This is a genomic window from Amycolatopsis sp. M39, assembly GCF_001651785.1.
Taxonomy (GTDB): Bacteria; Actinomycetota; Actinomycetes; order Mycobacteriales; family Pseudonocardiaceae; genus Amycolatopsis; species Amycolatopsis rubida.
The window spans coordinates 36,721-51,924 of sequence record NZ_LWSF01000022.1 but is presented as its reverse complement, the minus strand read 5'-3'; the positions used below and the strand labels follow the sequence as shown (position 1 = coordinate 51,924).

Here is a 15,204-nt window from a genome sequence, read left to right as displayed (position 1 = left end):
TTGAACCGGCGGCTATGGTCGCGTTTTATAACGTTGTTGCGTTACGCTGGGTACATGCCTCGTCCCCGTACGCACGACGAAACCCTCCGGCTGAAGCTCCTGGACCGGGCAGGCGAACTGATCTCCGCGGACGGCCCCAAAGCCCTGTCGCTGCGCAAACTGGCCGCCGACTCCGGTACCTCGACCACCGCGGTGTACTCGCTGTTCGGCAGCAAACCGAACCTGGTGAACGCACTGTACGTGGAAGGCTTCCGCCGCTTCGGCACCCGCCTGGCGAGGGTCCCCCGGTCCGGCGACGCAGTAGCCGACGTCGTGCGGCTAGGCATCGCGTACCGCGAAAGCGCCCTCGCCGACCCGCACCTGTACGCGATCATGTTCAGCCGCTCCGTGCCGGGTTTCGAACCCAACGCCGAGGCCGACGAGGTCGCCCAAGCCACCCTCGCCCCGTTGATGGGGGTAGTCCGCGCCGCCGTGTCGTCCGGCCGCTTTCAGGACGTCGCGCCCGAGCTGATCACCGTCAGCCTGTGGGGTTTCGTGCACGGCCTGGTGTCGCTGGAACTGTCCGGCCGCCTGCCCGACGGCTTCAGCGTTTCCGACGCGTACGAGAAAGCCTTGCACGCCAACGCTTCCGGCTGGCTTACCTAGCGCCGTACTGTCGATCCCCCGCGTCGCCGAGGCCCGGCACGATGAAGCCGGAGTCGTTGAGCCGCTCGTCAATGCTCGACGTGACCACCCGGACCGGCAGCCCGGTCTGCTCCAGATGCGCCAGCCCCTCCGGCGCGGCGAGCGCACAGATGGCGGTGACGTCAGTAGCGCCACGGCCGGTCAGCAGGCGGATCGTGTACTCCATCGAGCCACCGGTCGCGAGCATCGGATCCAGCACCAGCACCGGCCGGTCCGCGAGCGACTCGGGCAGCGACTCCAGGTACGGGGTCGGCTTGAGCGTCTCCTCGTCGCGAGCGAGCCCCACGAACCCCATCTGCGCGTCCGGGATCAGCTTGTGCGCCTGGTCAGCCATGCCAAGTCCGGCCCGCAACACGGGCACCAGCAACGGCGGACTGGCGAGCCGATACGCGTCAGTGCGCGCGACCGGAGTATGGATGCGCTCGGTACGCACCGGCGCGTCCCGCGTGGCTTCGTAAACGAGCATGACAGTCAACTCATGCAGCGCGGCCCGGAACGCAGCACTGTCCGTCCGAGCGTCCCGCATGGTCGAGAGACGAGCCTTGGCCAGCGGGTGATCGACTACATGCACATCCATGCCGCACAACTTAGCTGCCCGTTTCGGGGACGCCACCCGTTCCCCGCGCGTTCGTGGGCCCGCTTACTTCGTGAGGGCCACCCTCATTGACTCTGATTCCCGCAGGGTTCCCCTCACGACCCTCCACCAGCCCGTGAGACGCCCCCTTCACGAACGCGGGTTCCCTCAAGGAGCCCTTCGCGGCCCCGCCCGCAAACCGCCCCCGGCGCACCCACCATCGAGACACCCGGCCCCTCCCCCACAGCCGGCGCACCCACGACCGAGACACCCAGCCCCTCCCCCGCAGCCGATGCACCCACGACCGAGACACCCAGCCCCTCCCCCGCAGCCGACGCACCCGACCATCGAGGCACCCAGCCCCTCCCCCGCNGGCGGCGGGTGCTTGTCAAGGCATCTTCCCCGCCTTGACAAGCACCCGCCGCCCGTCAGCACACTCAACCTTCGGGGTGCCCCACGCCAGCAACCAGGCCAATGTCGCCCCCAGGCGACGAGCCCCCCTACCGAGACTCAGCAAACCACCGAACCCACCGCCGCTGCCAAGGCGTCTCCACCGCCCGAGCGTGATGGTTCTCCCGAACCCAAGCCACAGCTTCCTCAGCCCCCATCCCACCCATCGTCACCAAACAAGCCAGCACAGTCCCAGTCCGCCCGACCCCGCCGAGACAAGCCACCTCCACGGCCTCCCCGGCGACAGCCCGAGCGTGCAACTCCAGAATCTCCCGCCGGGCCCCCTCCCGATCACGCGGCAGCAGGAAGTCCGGCCACAACACCCACCGACGCTCCCAGCGCAACGAAGCGTCGTACTTGGCCCGCATCCGCCGCGACCCCAGATACAACCCGAACTCCGGCTCCGGCCCCGCCGGCTTCGGCTTCCCCAGCCCGCGCGCCCGCAACCGGGCCCCATCCGGAAGCACGAGAGTCCCCATCAACGCAGAATCCATCACGCCATCGTCCCCTATCCACCGTTCGATGGACCCGAGGCAAACCCGACAGGGCTAGGCTGCCCCAGGTGAGTGAAGACCCAGCCACGCCGGGCCCGGACCAGATGCGCGTGTCGGACGCCGATCGGGAGCAGGTCGCGCAGGTGCTACACCAGGCGCTGTCCGAAGGCCGCATCACGATCGACGAATTGGAAGAGCGGCTCTCCAGCGTCTACTCCGCGAAAACGTTCGCGGACCTCAAACCGGTGACCGCCGACCTGCCCGGCAGCGCGGCGGTCGCCACCACCGCGTCGGCTTCGCTGCAGCCCGCCCCTTCGCGCGTGCTCGGGCTGCCGGACAACCGCGTCGGCGGGCATCCCGGTTCCGCCGTGTCGATCGGCGTGATGTCCGGGGCCGTACGCAAGGGCAGCTGGGTCCTGCCGCAGCAGCACACGACTTTCGCGTTCTGGGGCGGTGCCGAAATCGACCTGCGCAGCGCCCGGTTCGCCGAAAAATCCTGCACGATCACCGCGGTCGCGATCATGGGCGGGATCGAGATCACCGTCCCCGACGACATCAACGTGAACGTCACCGGCATCGGTTTCATGGGCGCGTTCATGCTGGAGGACAAGTCCGGCGCGCCGCCGGCACCGCCGACCGCCCCGACCGTGACAATCAACGGCCTCGGCTTCTGGGGCGGCGTCGTCGTGTACCGCAAGCCGGCCAAGGATCTGAACGCACCGCAGATCGAGTCCTGAACCCGACTGCACACACCACCGACAAAAACCGCCGCCCGCACCGCGGCGCTGTGGACAACCGCGAGCCTGTGACCAGCTGTCCACAGATTCCGGTGAGCGCTCCGGCACCTGCTGTCGCGCACCTACACTCAGCGGTATGACAGCTACCACCAGCCCGTCATCGGTGCCGGAAACCCCGTCGCCGCTGACGGACGTCACTCGCGACGAAGCGAGCCTGCGGCGGTTCCTGCACGGGCTGCCCGGTGTCGACCAGGTCGGCGTCGAGCAGCGCGCGGCAGGGCTCGCGACCCGGAGCATCAAAAAGGAAGCCAAGCGGTGGGCGATCGACACCGCGGTGTCGATGGTCGACCTGACCACGCTCGAAGGAGCCGACACGCGCGGCAAGGTCCGCGGCCTCGCCGCCAAGGCGATGCGGCCGGACCCCGAGCGGCAGGACTGCCCGCGCGTCGCGGCCGTGTGCGTGTACCCGGACCTGGTGGGGACAGCCGTCGAAGCGCTCGCGGGCAGCGGGGTGCGGGTGGCGAGCGTCGCCACCGGCTTCCCGGCGGGCCGCACGAGCCGCGAGGTGAAGCTGGCCGACACCCGGCTCGCGGTCGAGGCGGGCGCGGACGAGGTCGACATGGTGATCGACCGCGGCGCCTTCCTCGAAGGCCGCTACCTGGAAGTGTTCGACGAGATCCGCGCCGTGAAAGCGGCCTGCGGCTCGGCGCACCTCAAGGTGATCCTCGAAACGGGCGAGCTGGCGACGTACGACAACGTCCGCCGCGCGTCCTGGCTCGCGCTGCTGGCGGGCGGGGACTTCATCAAGACGTCCACCGGCAAGGTGTCGCCCGCCGCGACGCTGCCGGTCACGCACGTGATGCTGCAGGCGGTGCACGACTGGCACGAGCGCACCGGCGAACTGCGCGGCGTCAAGCCCGCGGGCGGGATCCGGACGACCAAGGACGCGATCAAGTACCTCGTCGCCGTGCACGAGGTCGCGGGCGAGCAGTGGCTCACGCCGGAACTGTTCCGGTTCGGCGCGTCGAGCCTGCTCAACGACCTGCTGCTGCAGCGGCGCACCCAGGTGGACGGCCACTACAGCGGCCCTGACTACGTGACGGTGGACTGACATGGGCATCTTCGAATACGCGCCCGCGCCGGAATCGCGCGCACTGGCCAATCTGAAAGAGCAGTACAAGCCGTTCGTCAACGGCGAGTTCGTCGACGGTTCCGGCGAGCCGCTCAAGACGGTCAACCCGGCCACCGAGGAGATCCTCGCCGAGGTCGGCACCGCGTCGGTGTCCGATGTGGACACCGCGGTGAAGGCCGCACGCAAGGCGTACACGTCGGTCTGGTCGAAAATGCCGGGAGCCGAGCGGGCGAAGTACCTGTTCCGCATCGCGCGGCTGATCCAGGAACGCTCGCGCGAACTGGCGGTGCTGGAGACGCTGGACAACGGGAAGCCGATCAAGGAGTCGCGCGACTCCGACGTGCCCACCGCGGCCGCGCATTTCTTCTACCACGCGGGCTGGGCGGACAAGCTCGGCTACGCCGGCTACGGCCCGGATCCGAAGCCGCTCGGCGTCGCGGGCCAGGTGATCCCGTGGAACTTCCCGCTGCTGATGCTGGCGTGGAAGATCGCGCCGGCGCTGGCCACCGGCAACACCGTTGTGCTGAAGCCCGCCGAGACCACGCCGCTGACCGCGCTGGTGTTCGCCGAGATCTGCCAGCAGGCCGAGCTGCCGCCGGGCGTGGTGAACATCCTGCCCGGAGCCGGTGACATCGGAGCGTCCATTGTGGAGCATCCGGACGTCGACAAGATCGCGTTCACCGGCTCCACCGAGGTCGGCAAGCTGATCCAGCGCACCGTCGCGGGCACCCGCAAGAAGCTGACCCTGGAACTCGGCGGCAAGGCGGCGAACGTCGTGTTCGACGACGCCCCGCTGGACCAGGCGGTGGAGGGGATCGTCAACGGGATCTTCTTCAACCAGGGCCACGTCTGCTGCGCGGGCTCGCGGCTGCTGGTGCAGGAATCGGTGGCCGAGGAAGTGCTGGAGAAGCTCCGGTACCGGGTGTCGACGCTGCGCCTGGGCGACCCGCTGGACAAGAACACCGACCTCGGCGCGATCAACTCGGCCGAGCAACTGGCGAAGATCCGCGGCCTGGTCGAATCCGGCGACGCGGAAGGCGCACAACGCTGGACCAGCCCGTGCCCGGTGCCCGACCGCGGTTTTTTCTTCGCACCGACGGTGTTCTCCGAGGTTCACCAGTCGATGCGGATCGCCCGCGAGGAGATCTTCGGACCGGTGCTGTCGGTCCTCACCTTCCGTACCCCGGAAGAGGCCGTGGCGAAGGCGAACAACACGCCGTACGGGTTGTCCGCGGGCATCTGGACCGAGAAGGGTTCGCGCATTCTGTGGATGGCGAACCAGCTCCGGGCAGGCGTCGTCTGGGCCAACACGTTCAACCGCTTCGACCCCGCCGCCCCGTTCGGCGGCTACCAGGAGTCCGGTTTCGGCCGCGAAGGCGGACGCACCGGTTTGGAGGCCTACCTCAATGTCTGACCGGATTTCCGTCGCCAAAACCTACAAGCTTTACCTGGGCGGCAAATTCCCGCGCTCGGAATCGGGCCGGGTCTACCCGGTCACCGATTCCCAGGGCGCTTTCCTGGCCAACGCGGCCCACGCGTCCCGCAAAGACCTGCGCGACGCGGTGTCCGCCGCGCGCAAGGCGTTCCCCGGCTGGTCGTCGGCAACTGCTTACAACCGAGGCCAGGTGCTCTACCGCGTCGCCGAGGTAATGGAGGGCCGCCGCGCCCAGTTCGCCGCCGAGGTAGCCGCCTGCGAGGGCGTCCCCGCGAAAAAGGCCGAGTCCCTTGTGGACGCCGCCATCGACCGCTGGGTCTGGTACGCGGGCTGGACCGACAAGATCGCCTCGGTCCTTGGCGCCGCCAACCCGGTCGCCGGCCCGTACTTCTCCTTCACCACGCCCGAGCCCACCGGCGTCGTGGGCGTCCTGGCCCCGCAAGAGTCCTCCCTGCTGGGCCTGGTGACAGTACTGGCCCCCGTCCTGGCCACCGGCTCGACGGCGGTCCTGGTCTCCAGCGCGGACCGCCCCCTGCCCGCCATCACCCTGTCCGAGGTCCTGGCCACCTCCGACGTCCCCGGCGGCGTCGCCAACATCCTCACCGGCCACGCCGCGGAACTGGGCCCATGGCTTGCCTCCCACGGAGACGTCAACGCCCTCGACCCGACCGGTGCCACCCCCGGAGACCGTGTCACCCTGGCCCAGGAAGCCGCCGGGACAGTGAAACGAGTCCTGTCCGTCCCCGACGCTGAACCGGACTGGACAGCAGAACCCGACCTGTCCCGCCTTCGGCGGTACCTGGAAGCGAAAACGGTCTGGCACCCCATGGGCGTCTGACATTCGAGTTAGCCAAGGCCCGTCCTCCGGTCCATCACCCGGAGGACTGGCCTTGTCTATTTTCTGAGACAAGACGCGCGGTGAACGGGTTCACGTCCTTAAGGTGGGCGACTAGCCCGAAAGGACCACCGTGAACTACTCTGTGCCCAGCAAGCCGCGTACTCCATTTACCAGGATAATATTATCGCAGTTTTTCGCTTATCAAACGGCCGGATTCGCGCAATTTCTCGCCACCTCTAGCGATTTCCCGCAAATACACTCCACTCCCACGACTTACCGTGTTCTGTCGGCTACGGTGAATATCGCCGTGAGGCACCGAACCGACCGTTGTGCGAAGTGTCCGCCGTGTCGTGGGGAGGGCGAGGACATGGACCAGCCTGCCGCTGACGCAGGTACGAACTGGTTGCCGGACTTCACCATCACCGGCACCGGAGCAGCACCGCCCGGCCCGGGCTTCACCATGAGCCGCGACGACGCCCGCAGCATGCTCAGCCTGGCCAAGCGGGCCCGTCAACAGTTCCGGGACATGCAAACGACTGCGACGACCTTGCTGCGGATCGTCGCCCCCGCGGATGACATCGCGAGCACCGCCTACCAGTCGCAATTGATCGGCGACGGATCCTCGAACGGCGCGTTCGGCGCAGGTGTTGCGAACGTTCACCGCCTGTACGCCTACGCCGACGAACTTGTGCAGAAACTGGAAAAGGCACTAGATCTCACTGAGGATTCCGAAGCAGCCGCAGCTAATGCCGTGAAAAACGCTGCCTCCGGCGACAAGGCGACGGGACTCGCAGGATGACCCGCCGCCTTCCCGCCGTGCTTGTCGCTGCCGGTCTTGCCTCGCTCGCCGCGGCTTGTTCCGGCGGACAGACGCCAGCACCGACCAGCGTGCCCGAGACCGGGCCGTCGGCCCCCGCGGCGTTGCCGCACAGCGGCGCACCCAAGGTCGAGCATCCATTGCCCTCGTCAGTCCTGTCCGGAGACCCCTGCCGGACCGCGCTGACCAAAACGCAGGTGGGGCGCATCATCACCACCATGCCGGCCGGCAAAGCACGCACTCTCTCCGGGCTGGGCCCCACCTGCGATTGGAGCAATATCGATTCCGGTGCCGCCGTTCGGGTAGGTTATGTCACCGACGACCATCAGGGACTCAGCGCCGTCTACCAGAACAGCCGGCCGAAAGTTAAGGTCTGGAGGCCGCTCCCGCCGATTCAAGGGTTTCCGGCGGTCGCCTTCTCCGATTTCGACGGCATCGGACTCAACAGCGCGTGTCAGGTCAGCTTCGGAACTTCCGACGACCTGTCCGTCGATGTGTCGATCACCCTCGGGGAAAGCAAGGCCGGAAAGGCCGATCCTTGCGCGGTCGCCGCGCAAGCCGCCGACATCGTCGTCACCAACCTGCGCCAACGGGCGGGCGCGTGATGGGCTTCTTCGAGATCATCGAGGGTGCCGGTCACTGGATCGGCGATCGCATCGACGACCTCGGCAAGTTCGCCTCGTCCCTCTGGCAGGACGGCCCTGGCCGAGAAGCGCTCCCCGCGCCCGAGCTGATCCAGAAAGTCCTGACCGGCGGGGGAACGAATAGCTGGCACGTGGGGGCCGGTCAGGCTCAGACACTCTCCAGCCAGCACAACGAGGCCGGCGACCTGCTCTCCCGGGTGAACTCCGGCCTGGAGTCCGCGTGGACCGGCGCGGGCTCGGAGGCCGCGAAGGCCCGCGTCAGGAATTTGGCGGAGACGGCGGCCTCGTCCGCGGCGATTTATGGTGTCAACGGCTCCAATTTGACCGATATCGCGCACGGGTTCGACGCCATGAAGTCGTCACTGCAGCAGCTGCCGCCAGTCCCTCCGCACCGGAACTTCTTCGACCGGATCTCCCCGTGGGAGACCGACACGGAGAAGGAAATCAGCGAATACAACGCAGTGGCCCAGCAGAACGTCGACCGCTACCAGGCCTACGCTCAGCACGCCAGGACGAACAGTCAGAACTTGCAATCCGACTACGGCGGCATCGACGGATTCGGCGAGCAGCACCCCTCGCCCGGTCCCGGCCAGGGCCCGCCCAACAAGGACCGCAGCGCTCGGCTTCCGACGGCGATTTCCCACCGCCCTCCCAGCAGCCCAGAGGAACCGCACGCGCGGGACGGCGCGCCGGCACCGGCGGACAGACCGGCAGGACCGGCCATGCCCGGCTTGGCGCACGGGCCAGGCGGCGTATCCACGCCGGGCGCGGCACCGCACCCAAGAACCAGCGACCAGACGACGACCACCGGATGGACGCCGAACCCAGCGACGACCCGGGATTGGCTCCACCCCATCGGCGCGCCTCGCGCGGACGGATCCGAGAGCGGCAGCACGTGGTCACCGGGACCGGCCGGCGGGCTTCCCGTCCAAAGCGGACGGGGAGACCCGAGCAATGTCGGACGAAACAGCCGAGGGGAAACCGGTCGCACAGGCGGGAATAGCGAAGCCCGCGCGGGCAGCTCGTCAAGACCGGGCGCGGGAAAAGGCGCCGGCGAAGAAGGCCGCCCCGCAACAACCCCAGCACGCACCACCACCGGTGCCCCCGGCTCCCGAGGCGCCCCAGGCGTAAGCGGACCGACCCCCCACCGCGGCAAGGCCGAAGATTCCAAGGACCACCACCGCAAGTACGGCCTGGAAACCGACTCCGCCTTCTCCCTCACCGACGACGACGGCGAACGCGCCGTAGATCCCCGTACCGGCCTGCCTCCGACACCACCGACCATCGGCGGCTAAGGGGACCGCGCGATGCCGATCCTCGAGCGACCGATTCGGATGCCCCGGTTGGCGTTTCTCGCCGTGTGGGGGCACGAGAAACTCGGCGACCCGCCCGTCGTGGTCGAGCACGCGCCGATGTTCATGACCGACGAGTTCGCGGACGAACTCCGGGTCCAGTCGTTCGGGCTGCTGGCCCGGTTCGGGCTCGCGGCGAGCGGTGCGCCCAGTCCGCGGCTGCGCGACACGCTCGGACTCCTCGCCGAGGCACGGCGCGAGGTGTACTCCTGGAGCGATTTCGGTGCCCGTCGCGGGGACAACGGCGCGATTCTCGTCGCGGCGGCCGGGCGGGAGGCCGTGCGGCTCGTGACCGACAGCCGGTCCGTGCAGCTCGAACCTGTTTCCCCGCGCGACATCGGCGGCAGGCTGGTCGATCTGCTGCCTGGCTGCGATCCGGCGAAGCTCCGGCCGCTCAAGGTGCCCAGGGACTACTACGACAGCGCCGCCGCCGATCCGCTCGCCGAATCGTCGGCCAGCGCGGACGAATTGCGGCATCTGATGCGGGCCCGGCGAGACGCGGTGCATCTGATGCACGCCGCTGTCCGCGGGCAGGACGGCAGCCGGACGCACAGCACCCCGCTGTCCGCGATCGACCTCGCCGGACGCGGGCGCGTGCTCAGTTTCCTCAGCCCGGACGGCGCAGGCGGGCTGCAGATCAACGTTTACTCAGGCACCCGCACCCACCTCGTCGACGCGCTCACGCTGACGCTCGCCGAACTTGCCTGAACGAGGATCAGCGGGCCGCAACATTTCGCACCACACCTCTATCCTTTCGCGAAATTCTCTGCCAACATGTGCCATTGGGGAAATTTCGACGACCCCGTGTCCGGTACAGGCGCCGCCAGCACGTCAGGAGGACTCCGCATGACCCCGTATCCCGCCCCGTCCGAAGAAGCACTTGCCCTTGAGTTCCTCGGCACCACCAGCGCGGGCGGCAACTGCCCCAACGCTTATCGCACCAACCGCGGCACGTACGTCGTCCAGGGATACCGGGTCACCGACGAGCAGGCGCTGCGGCAACTGCACGAACGCGGCATGCCGGACACCGAGACGGCCGTCGAAATCCCCGTCGGCCTGCTCAAGTTCTTCCCGCAGGAAGCCTGAGCACGACGGCAGGCGCAGGCGCGGCAAGGGCAGCCCGGCGATTCAGACGCACTAGTCGCCCAGGATTTCTCGAAACTCGACCCCAGGTGTGGGAAGATGCCATCGGGTTCGAGGAATTCCGCATGCGATAGCGAGGGCGAGTGCCTACCAGTTTCGAGAAACGCCGGGCAGAGCTTGGCGACCGCCTGCGCCGGCTCCGGGTCGACGCGGGCTACGAGACCGGAAAGGATTTCGCCACGGCCATCGGGTGGAACGCACCCAAGGTCAGCAAGATCGAAAACGGCAGGCAGACCGTCGGCGACGACGACCTCGACGCCTGGGTCGCCGCCGTCGGCGGGCCGCCGGAGCTGGCCGCGCAACTGCGGGAGCAACTGGTCGAGGTCCGCGACGCGCACGCCAGCTGGAAGGACAAGGTCCGCGACGGACACCGGGCTAGACAAGAGGAATCCATTGCCCGAGAGGCCAGAGCGCTACGAATTCGGGCGGTAGACCTCCGAATTATCTCCGGATTACTGCAAACTCCGGAGTACGCGCGGCATACCCTGCTCGCCCACGCCCGGATCCACGGCGGCGGACAGGACCTCACCGAGGCGGTCCGGGCGCGGATGCAGCGCCAGCAGATCCTCTACGAACCCGGCCGGACCATCGAACTGCTCACCTCCGAGGCCGCGCTGCGCTATCCGAACGCGCCGCGGGAGGTGATGATCGGACAGGTGCACAAGCTGCTCGCGCTGCTCGGCACCCCCAACATCCGCTTCGGCATCATCCCCGCGGACGTCGTCGTGCCCTACCCGGTCACCTCGGACTTCTGGGTCGTCGACGACGTCGCGATGGTCGAAACCCCCGAAGGCGAGCACATCGCGAGCGACGTCGACCCGTACCACGAGGTCGCGGATCTACTGTGGACAGTCGCGGCCGAGGGCGACGCCGCCAGGGCGGTGCTGCTGCGGGTGCTCGATTCGCTCACCCGCGCAGCCCCGCCCGGCTGACCAGGAATTCCCTACGCGGCAGGTGCTTCGCCCGCCGTCAGTGCGCCGACGTCGATGGTGTGGCTGTCGGCTCCGGCGTCCACCGCGCCGAAGGTCCAGTCCACCGTCACGTTCGGGTCGATCGGGTCCCCGTGCGGGTTGGAGCCGGCCGGCGCGGTCATGGTCACCGCGTTCGGCGTCTGCTGCTCGTCGTCGGACCCGATCGCGGTCCAGTGCAGCGGCACGTAGGCCGACGAACCGTTCGCGATCAGCACCGGCGGCGCATCGGCCGGCGCTTCGTTGTTGACCAGGACGTTGTGCGCGCCGACCAGGTTGACCTCGGCCCGGCCGGACAAGACGCACCGCTCGCCCTCGTTCGCGGTGAACTGCATCGCGGCGTTGCGCTGGCCCGCGCCGGCCCCGCCGTAGACGAGCTTGGTGCTGAACTGGTTCGCCGTGCACGGAAGCGCCGACGAGTCCGTGGTCGTGGCACCGGCCGTCCCGGCGAAAACCGCGGCAGCGCCTCCGGCGACTGCGACAGCAACGGCAATTCGGCGGATGTTCTTCATGATTCGTCCCCTCTCGCGTTTTCCGGCACCTCCGCACCGGCTTTCACGAGATAAGACGTCCCCGCCCGGAAGACGATGGCCCGTTGTGAGATCACCCCCGCAGGAGCAACCCCGGACGGCCCGTCGCGTCCGAAGTAACGGTCAGAGCAAGTCTTCTTTGCTGATCGGCCGCCCCGGCAGCGTCGTGGCGGGACCGGCGCGCAGGCCGTCGATCATGATGGCGATGTTGCGGGCCGTCGCCATCTCCGGCGATTTCAACCGGTGCGCGGGCAGCTGGCGGATCAGCCGGGCGAACAGCACCGCGACATCGCCCGCGCCCACGTCCTTGCGCAGCGTTCCCTCGGCCTGCGCCCGGCCGACCAGCCCTTCGACCTCGAGCAGCACCGCTTCGCGCAGGTGAGCCACTTCGGGGTCGTCCTTGAGAATTTCGTGCGCACGCTGCGACAGCATGGACAGTTGCATCGACAACTGCAGTTCCGCGCCGTGGTACAGCAGCTGCACCAACGCTTCCCACGCGGTCGGTGCTTCTACCGCCAACCGCCGGGCGTGGTCCAGCACGCCCGCGAAGTTGTCCACCGCCACCGCGCGGATGAGCGCGTCGCGGTCCGGAAAGCGCCGGTAGAGGGTGCCTACGCCGACGCCTGCCGCGCGCGCGATCTCCTCCATCGGGACCTCGGGACCATGGCTGGCGAAGATGACGCGAGCCGCGGCGATGATCTGGTCGCGGTTGCGTTGCGCGTCCGCCCGCAGCGGCGTCTCGGGGTCTGCACTCATACCCGGCCTTCCCTCTTCCCGGTTGGCGCGCATTCTCGCACGCCGGGCCAGCTGCGCAAACGTGGCGGCGAACGGGACTGGACAGCAATTGTCACCCCGTTGCTAGTGGACGACGATCCTCCACTTCGGTACCTTGGGCAGTGAACCGGAATGTAATCCTCCACATTCATTCCGTAACGGGGCAAACCCACCACAGGGGGTTCAGATGACCGAAGTCGCCCAGCCCAGCCGCACCCAGCCTGAGCAGGCCGCATTCCCGATGAAGCGCACCTGCCCGTTCGCGCCGCCGCCGGGCTACGACCGGTTCCGCGACGCTCGCGCGCACTACGTCGAACTTGAGCACACCGGCCAGCGCGCCTGGGTGCTCAACCGGCACGAGGACCTGCGGGCGATGCTGAACGACCCGCGATTCAGTTCGGACCGCTTCAACCCCGGCTTCCCGGTCCTGTTCAAGGACGGCCAGCAGCGCCGCCCGAGGCTGCGCCCGTCGCTGATCGCGATGGACGCGCCGGAACACGGCCCGGCCCGGCGCAGCGTCGTCGGCGAGTTCACCGTCAAGCGGATGAAGGCGTTGCAGCCGCGCATCCAGGAGATCGTGGACCAGCACATCGACGCGATGCTGGCCGGGGACAAGCCCGCCGACCTGGTGTCCGCGCTTTCGCTTCCGGTGCCGTCGCTGGTGATCTGCGAGCAGCTCGGCGTCCCGTACGCCGACCACGACTTCTTCCAGCAGCACAGCTCGCGGCTCCTCAACCGGGAAACCGGCTTCGAGGAACGCGGCAAGTCGGTCGAAGCTATGCAGAACTACCTGTCCGACCTGGTTTCAACGAAGGAAACCGCCCCGGCGGACGATCTGCTCAGCAGGCAGATCGCGAAGAAGCGCGAGGAGGGCGACTACGACCACGACGNCCGGGCACGAGACCACCGCGAACATGATTTCGCTCGGCACCGTCGCACTGCTGGAGAACCCGGCCGCGCTCGCCGCCATCAAGCAGGATCCGGGCAAAACCCTCGACGCCGTCGAGGAATTGCTGCGCTACTTCACCATCGCGGAATTCGCCACCACCCGCGTCGCCGTCGAAGACGTGGACATCGCGGGCGTCACCATCAAGGCGGGCGAAGGCGTGCTCGGCCTGAGCTACGCGGCCAACTTCGACCCCGACGTCTTCCCCGAGCCCGAGCAGCTCGACATCACCCGCGGCGGCCGCCACCACGTCGCGTTCGGCTTCGGCGCGCACCAGTGCCTCGGCCAGAACCTCGCGCGGATGGAACTGCAGATCGTGTTCGACACGCTGTTCCGCCGTATTCCGACGCTGCGTCTCGCCGCGCCGGTCGACCAGTTGCCGTTCAAACACGACTCCGGCGTCTTCGGGCTGTACTGCCTCCCGGTGACCTGGTGAAGGGGAAACGATGACTGCCACTGAAGAACTCCGCATGCCGGTCGCCCGCACCTGCCCGTTCGCGCAGCCGGAGCAGTACGTCCGGATGCGCGAGGAGAGCGCGCTCACCCGCGTGCAGATCCCCGGCGGCAAACAGGCCTGGGTGGCCGCGCGGCACGAGGAAGCCCGGCAGATCCTCGGCGACCGCCGGTTCTCCTCCGACCGGTTCCTGCCCAATTTCCCGTTCCTGGCCGAGGGCGGGGCCGCGATCCTCACCAACACCAGGCAGAAAGCCATGATCGGGATGGACGCGCCCGAGCACGGCGAGGCCCGCCGGGAGGTGCTCGGCGAGTTCACCGTGAAGCGGGTCGAGGCGATGCGGCCGCGGATCCAGGAGATCGTCGACGGCCTGATCGACGAACTGCTCGCCGGGCCGAAACCGGCGGACCTGGTGGAAAAGCTGTCGCTGCCGGTGCCGTCGCTGGTGATCTGCGAGCTGCTCGGCGTCCCGTACGCCGACCACGACTACTTCCAAGAGCGCACCATGGCGCTCATCCGGCGCAGCACCAGCATCGAGGACCGCAAGAAGGCGTCCGAAGAACTGCGCGAGTACCTCAGCGGCCTGGTCGCGGCGAAGGAGAAGGACCCGGCCGACGACCTGCTCGGCAGGCAGATCGTCAAGCGCCGCGAGGAAGGCAAGTACGACCACGACGCGATGATCGGGCTGGCGTTCCTGCTNTCGCCGGGCACGAGACCACCGCGAACATGATCTCGCTCGGCACCATCGGGCTGCTGGAGAACCCTGGGCAGCGCGCGACGATCGAGGCCGATCCGGGCAAGACGCTGCTCGCGGTCGAGGAACTGTTGCGCTACTTCACGATCGTCGAAGGCGCGACCGCGCGGGTCGCGACCGAGGACGTGGAGATCGGCGGCGTCACGATCAAGGCCGGCGAGGGCGTACTCGTGCTGGGCTACGCCGCGAACTGGGACCCGGACGTGTTCGAGAGCCCGGAAAAGCTCGATCTCGAACGCGGTGCGCGCCACCACGTCGCGTTCGGGTTCGGGCCGCACCAGTGCCTCGGCCAGAACCTGGCGCGGATGGAACTGCAGATCGTGTTCGACACGCTGTTCCGCCGCGTCCCGACGCTCACGTGCACGCTCCCGGCCGACGAGCTGCCGGTGAAGAAGGACGCCACGATCTTCGGCCTGTACCAGTTGCCAGTGACCTGGTAGAGATCAGAGTGCTCCCACCACAAGCCAGGAAGAGGCCA

15 protein-coding genes and 2 pseudogenes are annotated in these 15,204 nt (G+C 68.2%); 13 read left to right on the top strand and 4 right to left on the bottom strand.

The genetic code is table 11. The features are described from left to right. Window positions 1-54 precede the first annotated feature (54 nt). Complete coding sequence (locus tag A4R44_RS33595; RefSeq protein ID WP_067589668.1) at window positions 55-645, top strand: TetR/AcrR family transcriptional regulator; 591 nt, start codon at window positions 55-57, stop codon at window positions 643-645. On the opposite strand, the gene upp is transcribed toward A4R44_RS33595, so the two are convergent. Beyond that, on the bottom strand, window positions 638-1,261 hold the full coding sequence (gene upp, locus A4R44_RS33590; protein ID WP_067589665.1) for a uracil phosphoribosyltransferase: 624 nt from the start codon (window positions 1,259-1,261) through the stop codon (window positions 638-640). The two genes, A4R44_RS33595 and upp, sit on opposite strands and share 8 nt — an antisense overlap. Window positions 1,262-1,758: 497 nt before the next feature. Beyond that, window positions 1,759-2,202, bottom strand: coding sequence for a protein tyrosine phosphatase (locus A4R44_RS51075; protein WP_067589662.1), 444 nt, complete (start codon window positions 2,200-2,202; stop codon window positions 1,759-1,761). Between the two features lie 104 nt (window positions 2,203-2,306). Here A4R44_RS51075 and A4R44_RS33580 point away from each other — a divergent pair, with 104 nt between their 5' ends. The 10 genes from A4R44_RS33580 (at window position 2,307) to A4R44_RS33535 (ending at window position 11,232) form a co-directional block, all read left to right on the top strand. Continuing rightward, on the top strand, window positions 2,307-2,939 hold the full coding sequence (locus A4R44_RS33580; protein WP_067589659.1) for a DUF1707 domain-containing protein: 633 nt from the start codon (window positions 2,307-2,309) through the stop codon (window positions 2,937-2,939). A gap of 136 nt (window positions 2,940-3,075) precedes the next feature. Continuing rightward, window positions 3,076-4,050, top strand: coding sequence for a deoxyribose-phosphate aldolase (gene deoC, locus A4R44_RS33575; RefSeq protein WP_067589656.1), 975 nt, complete (start codon window positions 3,076-3,078; stop codon window positions 4,048-4,050). A 1-nt stretch (window position 4,051) separates the two neighbouring features. After that, entirely contained in the window at window positions 4,052-5,485 is a 1,434-nt protein-coding gene (locus A4R44_RS33570; protein ID WP_067589653.1) for an aldehyde dehydrogenase family protein, read from the top strand. Beyond that, window positions 5,478-6,344: an aldehyde dehydrogenase family protein gene (locus A4R44_RS33565; protein WP_067589650.1), complete on the top strand. Its 867-nt coding sequence runs from the start codon at window positions 5,478-5,480 to the stop codon at window positions 6,342-6,344. Before A4R44_RS33570 ends, A4R44_RS33565 begins: the two co-directional genes overlap by 8 nt. A gap of 367 nt (window positions 6,345-6,711) precedes the next feature. Then, window positions 6,712-7,143 carry a hypothetical protein gene (locus A4R44_RS33560; RefSeq protein ID WP_067589647.1) on the top strand — a complete coding sequence of 144 codons (432 nt, stop codon included), beginning with the start codon at window positions 6,712-6,714 and terminating at the stop codon, window positions 7,141-7,143. Next, window positions 7,140-7,766, top strand: a complete 627-nt coding sequence (locus A4R44_RS33555; RefSeq protein ID WP_067589644.1) for a DUF3558 domain-containing protein — start codon at window positions 7,140-7,142, stop codon at window positions 7,764-7,766. Before A4R44_RS33560 ends, A4R44_RS33555 begins: the two co-directional genes overlap by 4 nt. Continuing rightward, window positions 7,763-9,100: a hypothetical protein gene (locus A4R44_RS33550; protein ID WP_157905065.1), complete on the top strand. Its 1,338-nt coding sequence runs from the start codon at window positions 7,763-7,765 to the stop codon at window positions 9,098-9,100. The genes A4R44_RS33555 and A4R44_RS33550 overlap by 4 nt, the downstream gene beginning before the upstream one ends. 39 nt (window positions 9,101-9,139) lie before the next feature. Beyond that, the gene (locus A4R44_RS33545) at window positions 9,140-9,865 is read left to right on the top strand and encodes an ESX secretion-associated protein EspG (RefSeq protein ID WP_232791903.1); all 726 of its coding nucleotides are present in this window, start codon (window positions 9,140-9,142) and stop codon (window positions 9,863-9,865) included. Between the two features lie 138 nt (window positions 9,866-10,003). Next, window positions 10,004-10,243, top strand: coding sequence for a hypothetical protein (locus tag A4R44_RS33540; protein WP_067589635.1), 240 nt, complete (start codon window positions 10,004-10,006; stop codon window positions 10,241-10,243). A gap of 140 nt (window positions 10,244-10,383) precedes the next feature. Then, on the top strand, window positions 10,384-11,232 hold the full coding sequence (locus A4R44_RS33535; protein WP_067589632.1) for a helix-turn-helix transcriptional regulator: 849 nt from the start codon (window positions 10,384-10,386) through the stop codon (window positions 11,230-11,232). A gap of 11 nt (window positions 11,233-11,243) precedes the next feature. Here the strand turns inward: A4R44_RS33535 and A4R44_RS33530 are convergent, their stop codons facing one another. Together A4R44_RS33530 and A4R44_RS33525 are read right to left on the bottom strand one after the other, a co-directional pair. Beyond that, window positions 11,244-11,780: a DUF4232 domain-containing protein gene (locus A4R44_RS33530; protein ID WP_067589629.1), complete on the bottom strand. Its 537-nt coding sequence runs from the start codon at window positions 11,778-11,780 to the stop codon at window positions 11,244-11,246. A gap of 141 nt (window positions 11,781-11,921) precedes the next feature. Further along, on the bottom strand, window positions 11,922-12,554 hold the full coding sequence (locus A4R44_RS33525) for a TetR/AcrR family transcriptional regulator (RefSeq protein ID WP_067589628.1): 633 nt from the start codon (window positions 12,552-12,554) through the stop codon (window positions 11,922-11,924). 205 nt (window positions 12,555-12,759) lie between these two features. Between A4R44_RS33525 and A4R44_RS33520 the strand changes: the two are divergent. Both A4R44_RS33520 and A4R44_RS33515 read left to right on the top strand, forming a co-directional pair. Then, a pseudogene (locus A4R44_RS33520) lies at window positions 12,760-13,954 on the top strand (cytochrome P450). A gap of 10 nt (window positions 13,955-13,964) precedes the next feature. Further along, window positions 13,965-15,166, top strand: a pseudogene (locus A4R44_RS33515) (cytochrome P450). Window positions 15,167-15,204 lie beyond the last annotated feature (38 nt).

Bases quoted from the DNA above. Each gene is read 5' to 3' on its own strand.
- A4R44_RS33525 (WP_067589628.1), bottom strand. From the start codon at position 12,554: ATGAGTGCAGACCCCGAGACGCCGCTGCGGGCGGACGCGCAACGCAAC.
- A4R44_RS33565 (WP_067589650.1), top strand. From the start codon at position 5,478: ATGTCTGACCGGATTTCCGTCGCCAAAACCTACAAGCTTTACCTGGGC.
- A4R44_RS51075 (WP_067589662.1), bottom strand. From the start codon at position 2,202: ATGGATTCTGCGTTGATGGGGACTCTCGTGCTTCCGGATGGGGCCCGG.
- deoC (WP_067589656.1), top strand. From the start codon at position 3,076: ATGACAGCTACCACCAGCCCGTCATCGGTGCCGGAAACCCCGTCGCCG.
- A4R44_RS33540 (WP_067589635.1), top strand. From the start codon at position 10,004: ATGACCCCGTATCCCGCCCCGTCCGAAGAAGCACTTGCCCTTGAGTTC.
- A4R44_RS33545 (WP_232791903.1), top strand. From the start codon at position 9,140: ATGCCCCGGTTGGCGTTTCTCGCCGTGTGGGGGCACGAGAAACTCGGC.
- upp (WP_067589665.1), bottom strand. From the start codon at position 1,261: ATGGATGTGCATGTAGTCGATCACCCGCTGGCCAAGGCTCGTCTCTCG.
- A4R44_RS33570 (WP_067589653.1), top strand. From the start codon at position 4,052: ATGGGCATCTTCGAATACGCGCCCGCGCCGGAATCGCGCGCACTGGCC.
- A4R44_RS33530 (WP_067589629.1), bottom strand. From the start codon at position 11,780: ATGAAGAACATCCGCCGAATTGCCGTTGCTGTCGCAGTCGCCGGAGGC.
- A4R44_RS33595 (WP_067589668.1), top strand. From the start codon at position 55: ATGCCTCGTCCCCGTACGCACGACGAAACCCTCCGGCTGAAGCTCCTG.
- A4R44_RS33580 (WP_067589659.1), top strand. From the start codon at position 2,307: ATGCGCGTGTCGGACGCCGATCGGGAGCAGGTCGCGCAGGTGCTACAC.
- A4R44_RS33555 (WP_067589644.1), top strand. From the start codon at position 7,140: ATGACCCGCCGCCTTCCCGCCGTGCTTGTCGCTGCCGGTCTTGCCTCG.
- A4R44_RS33560 (WP_067589647.1), top strand. From the start codon at position 6,712: ATGGACCAGCCTGCCGCTGACGCAGGTACGAACTGGTTGCCGGACTTC.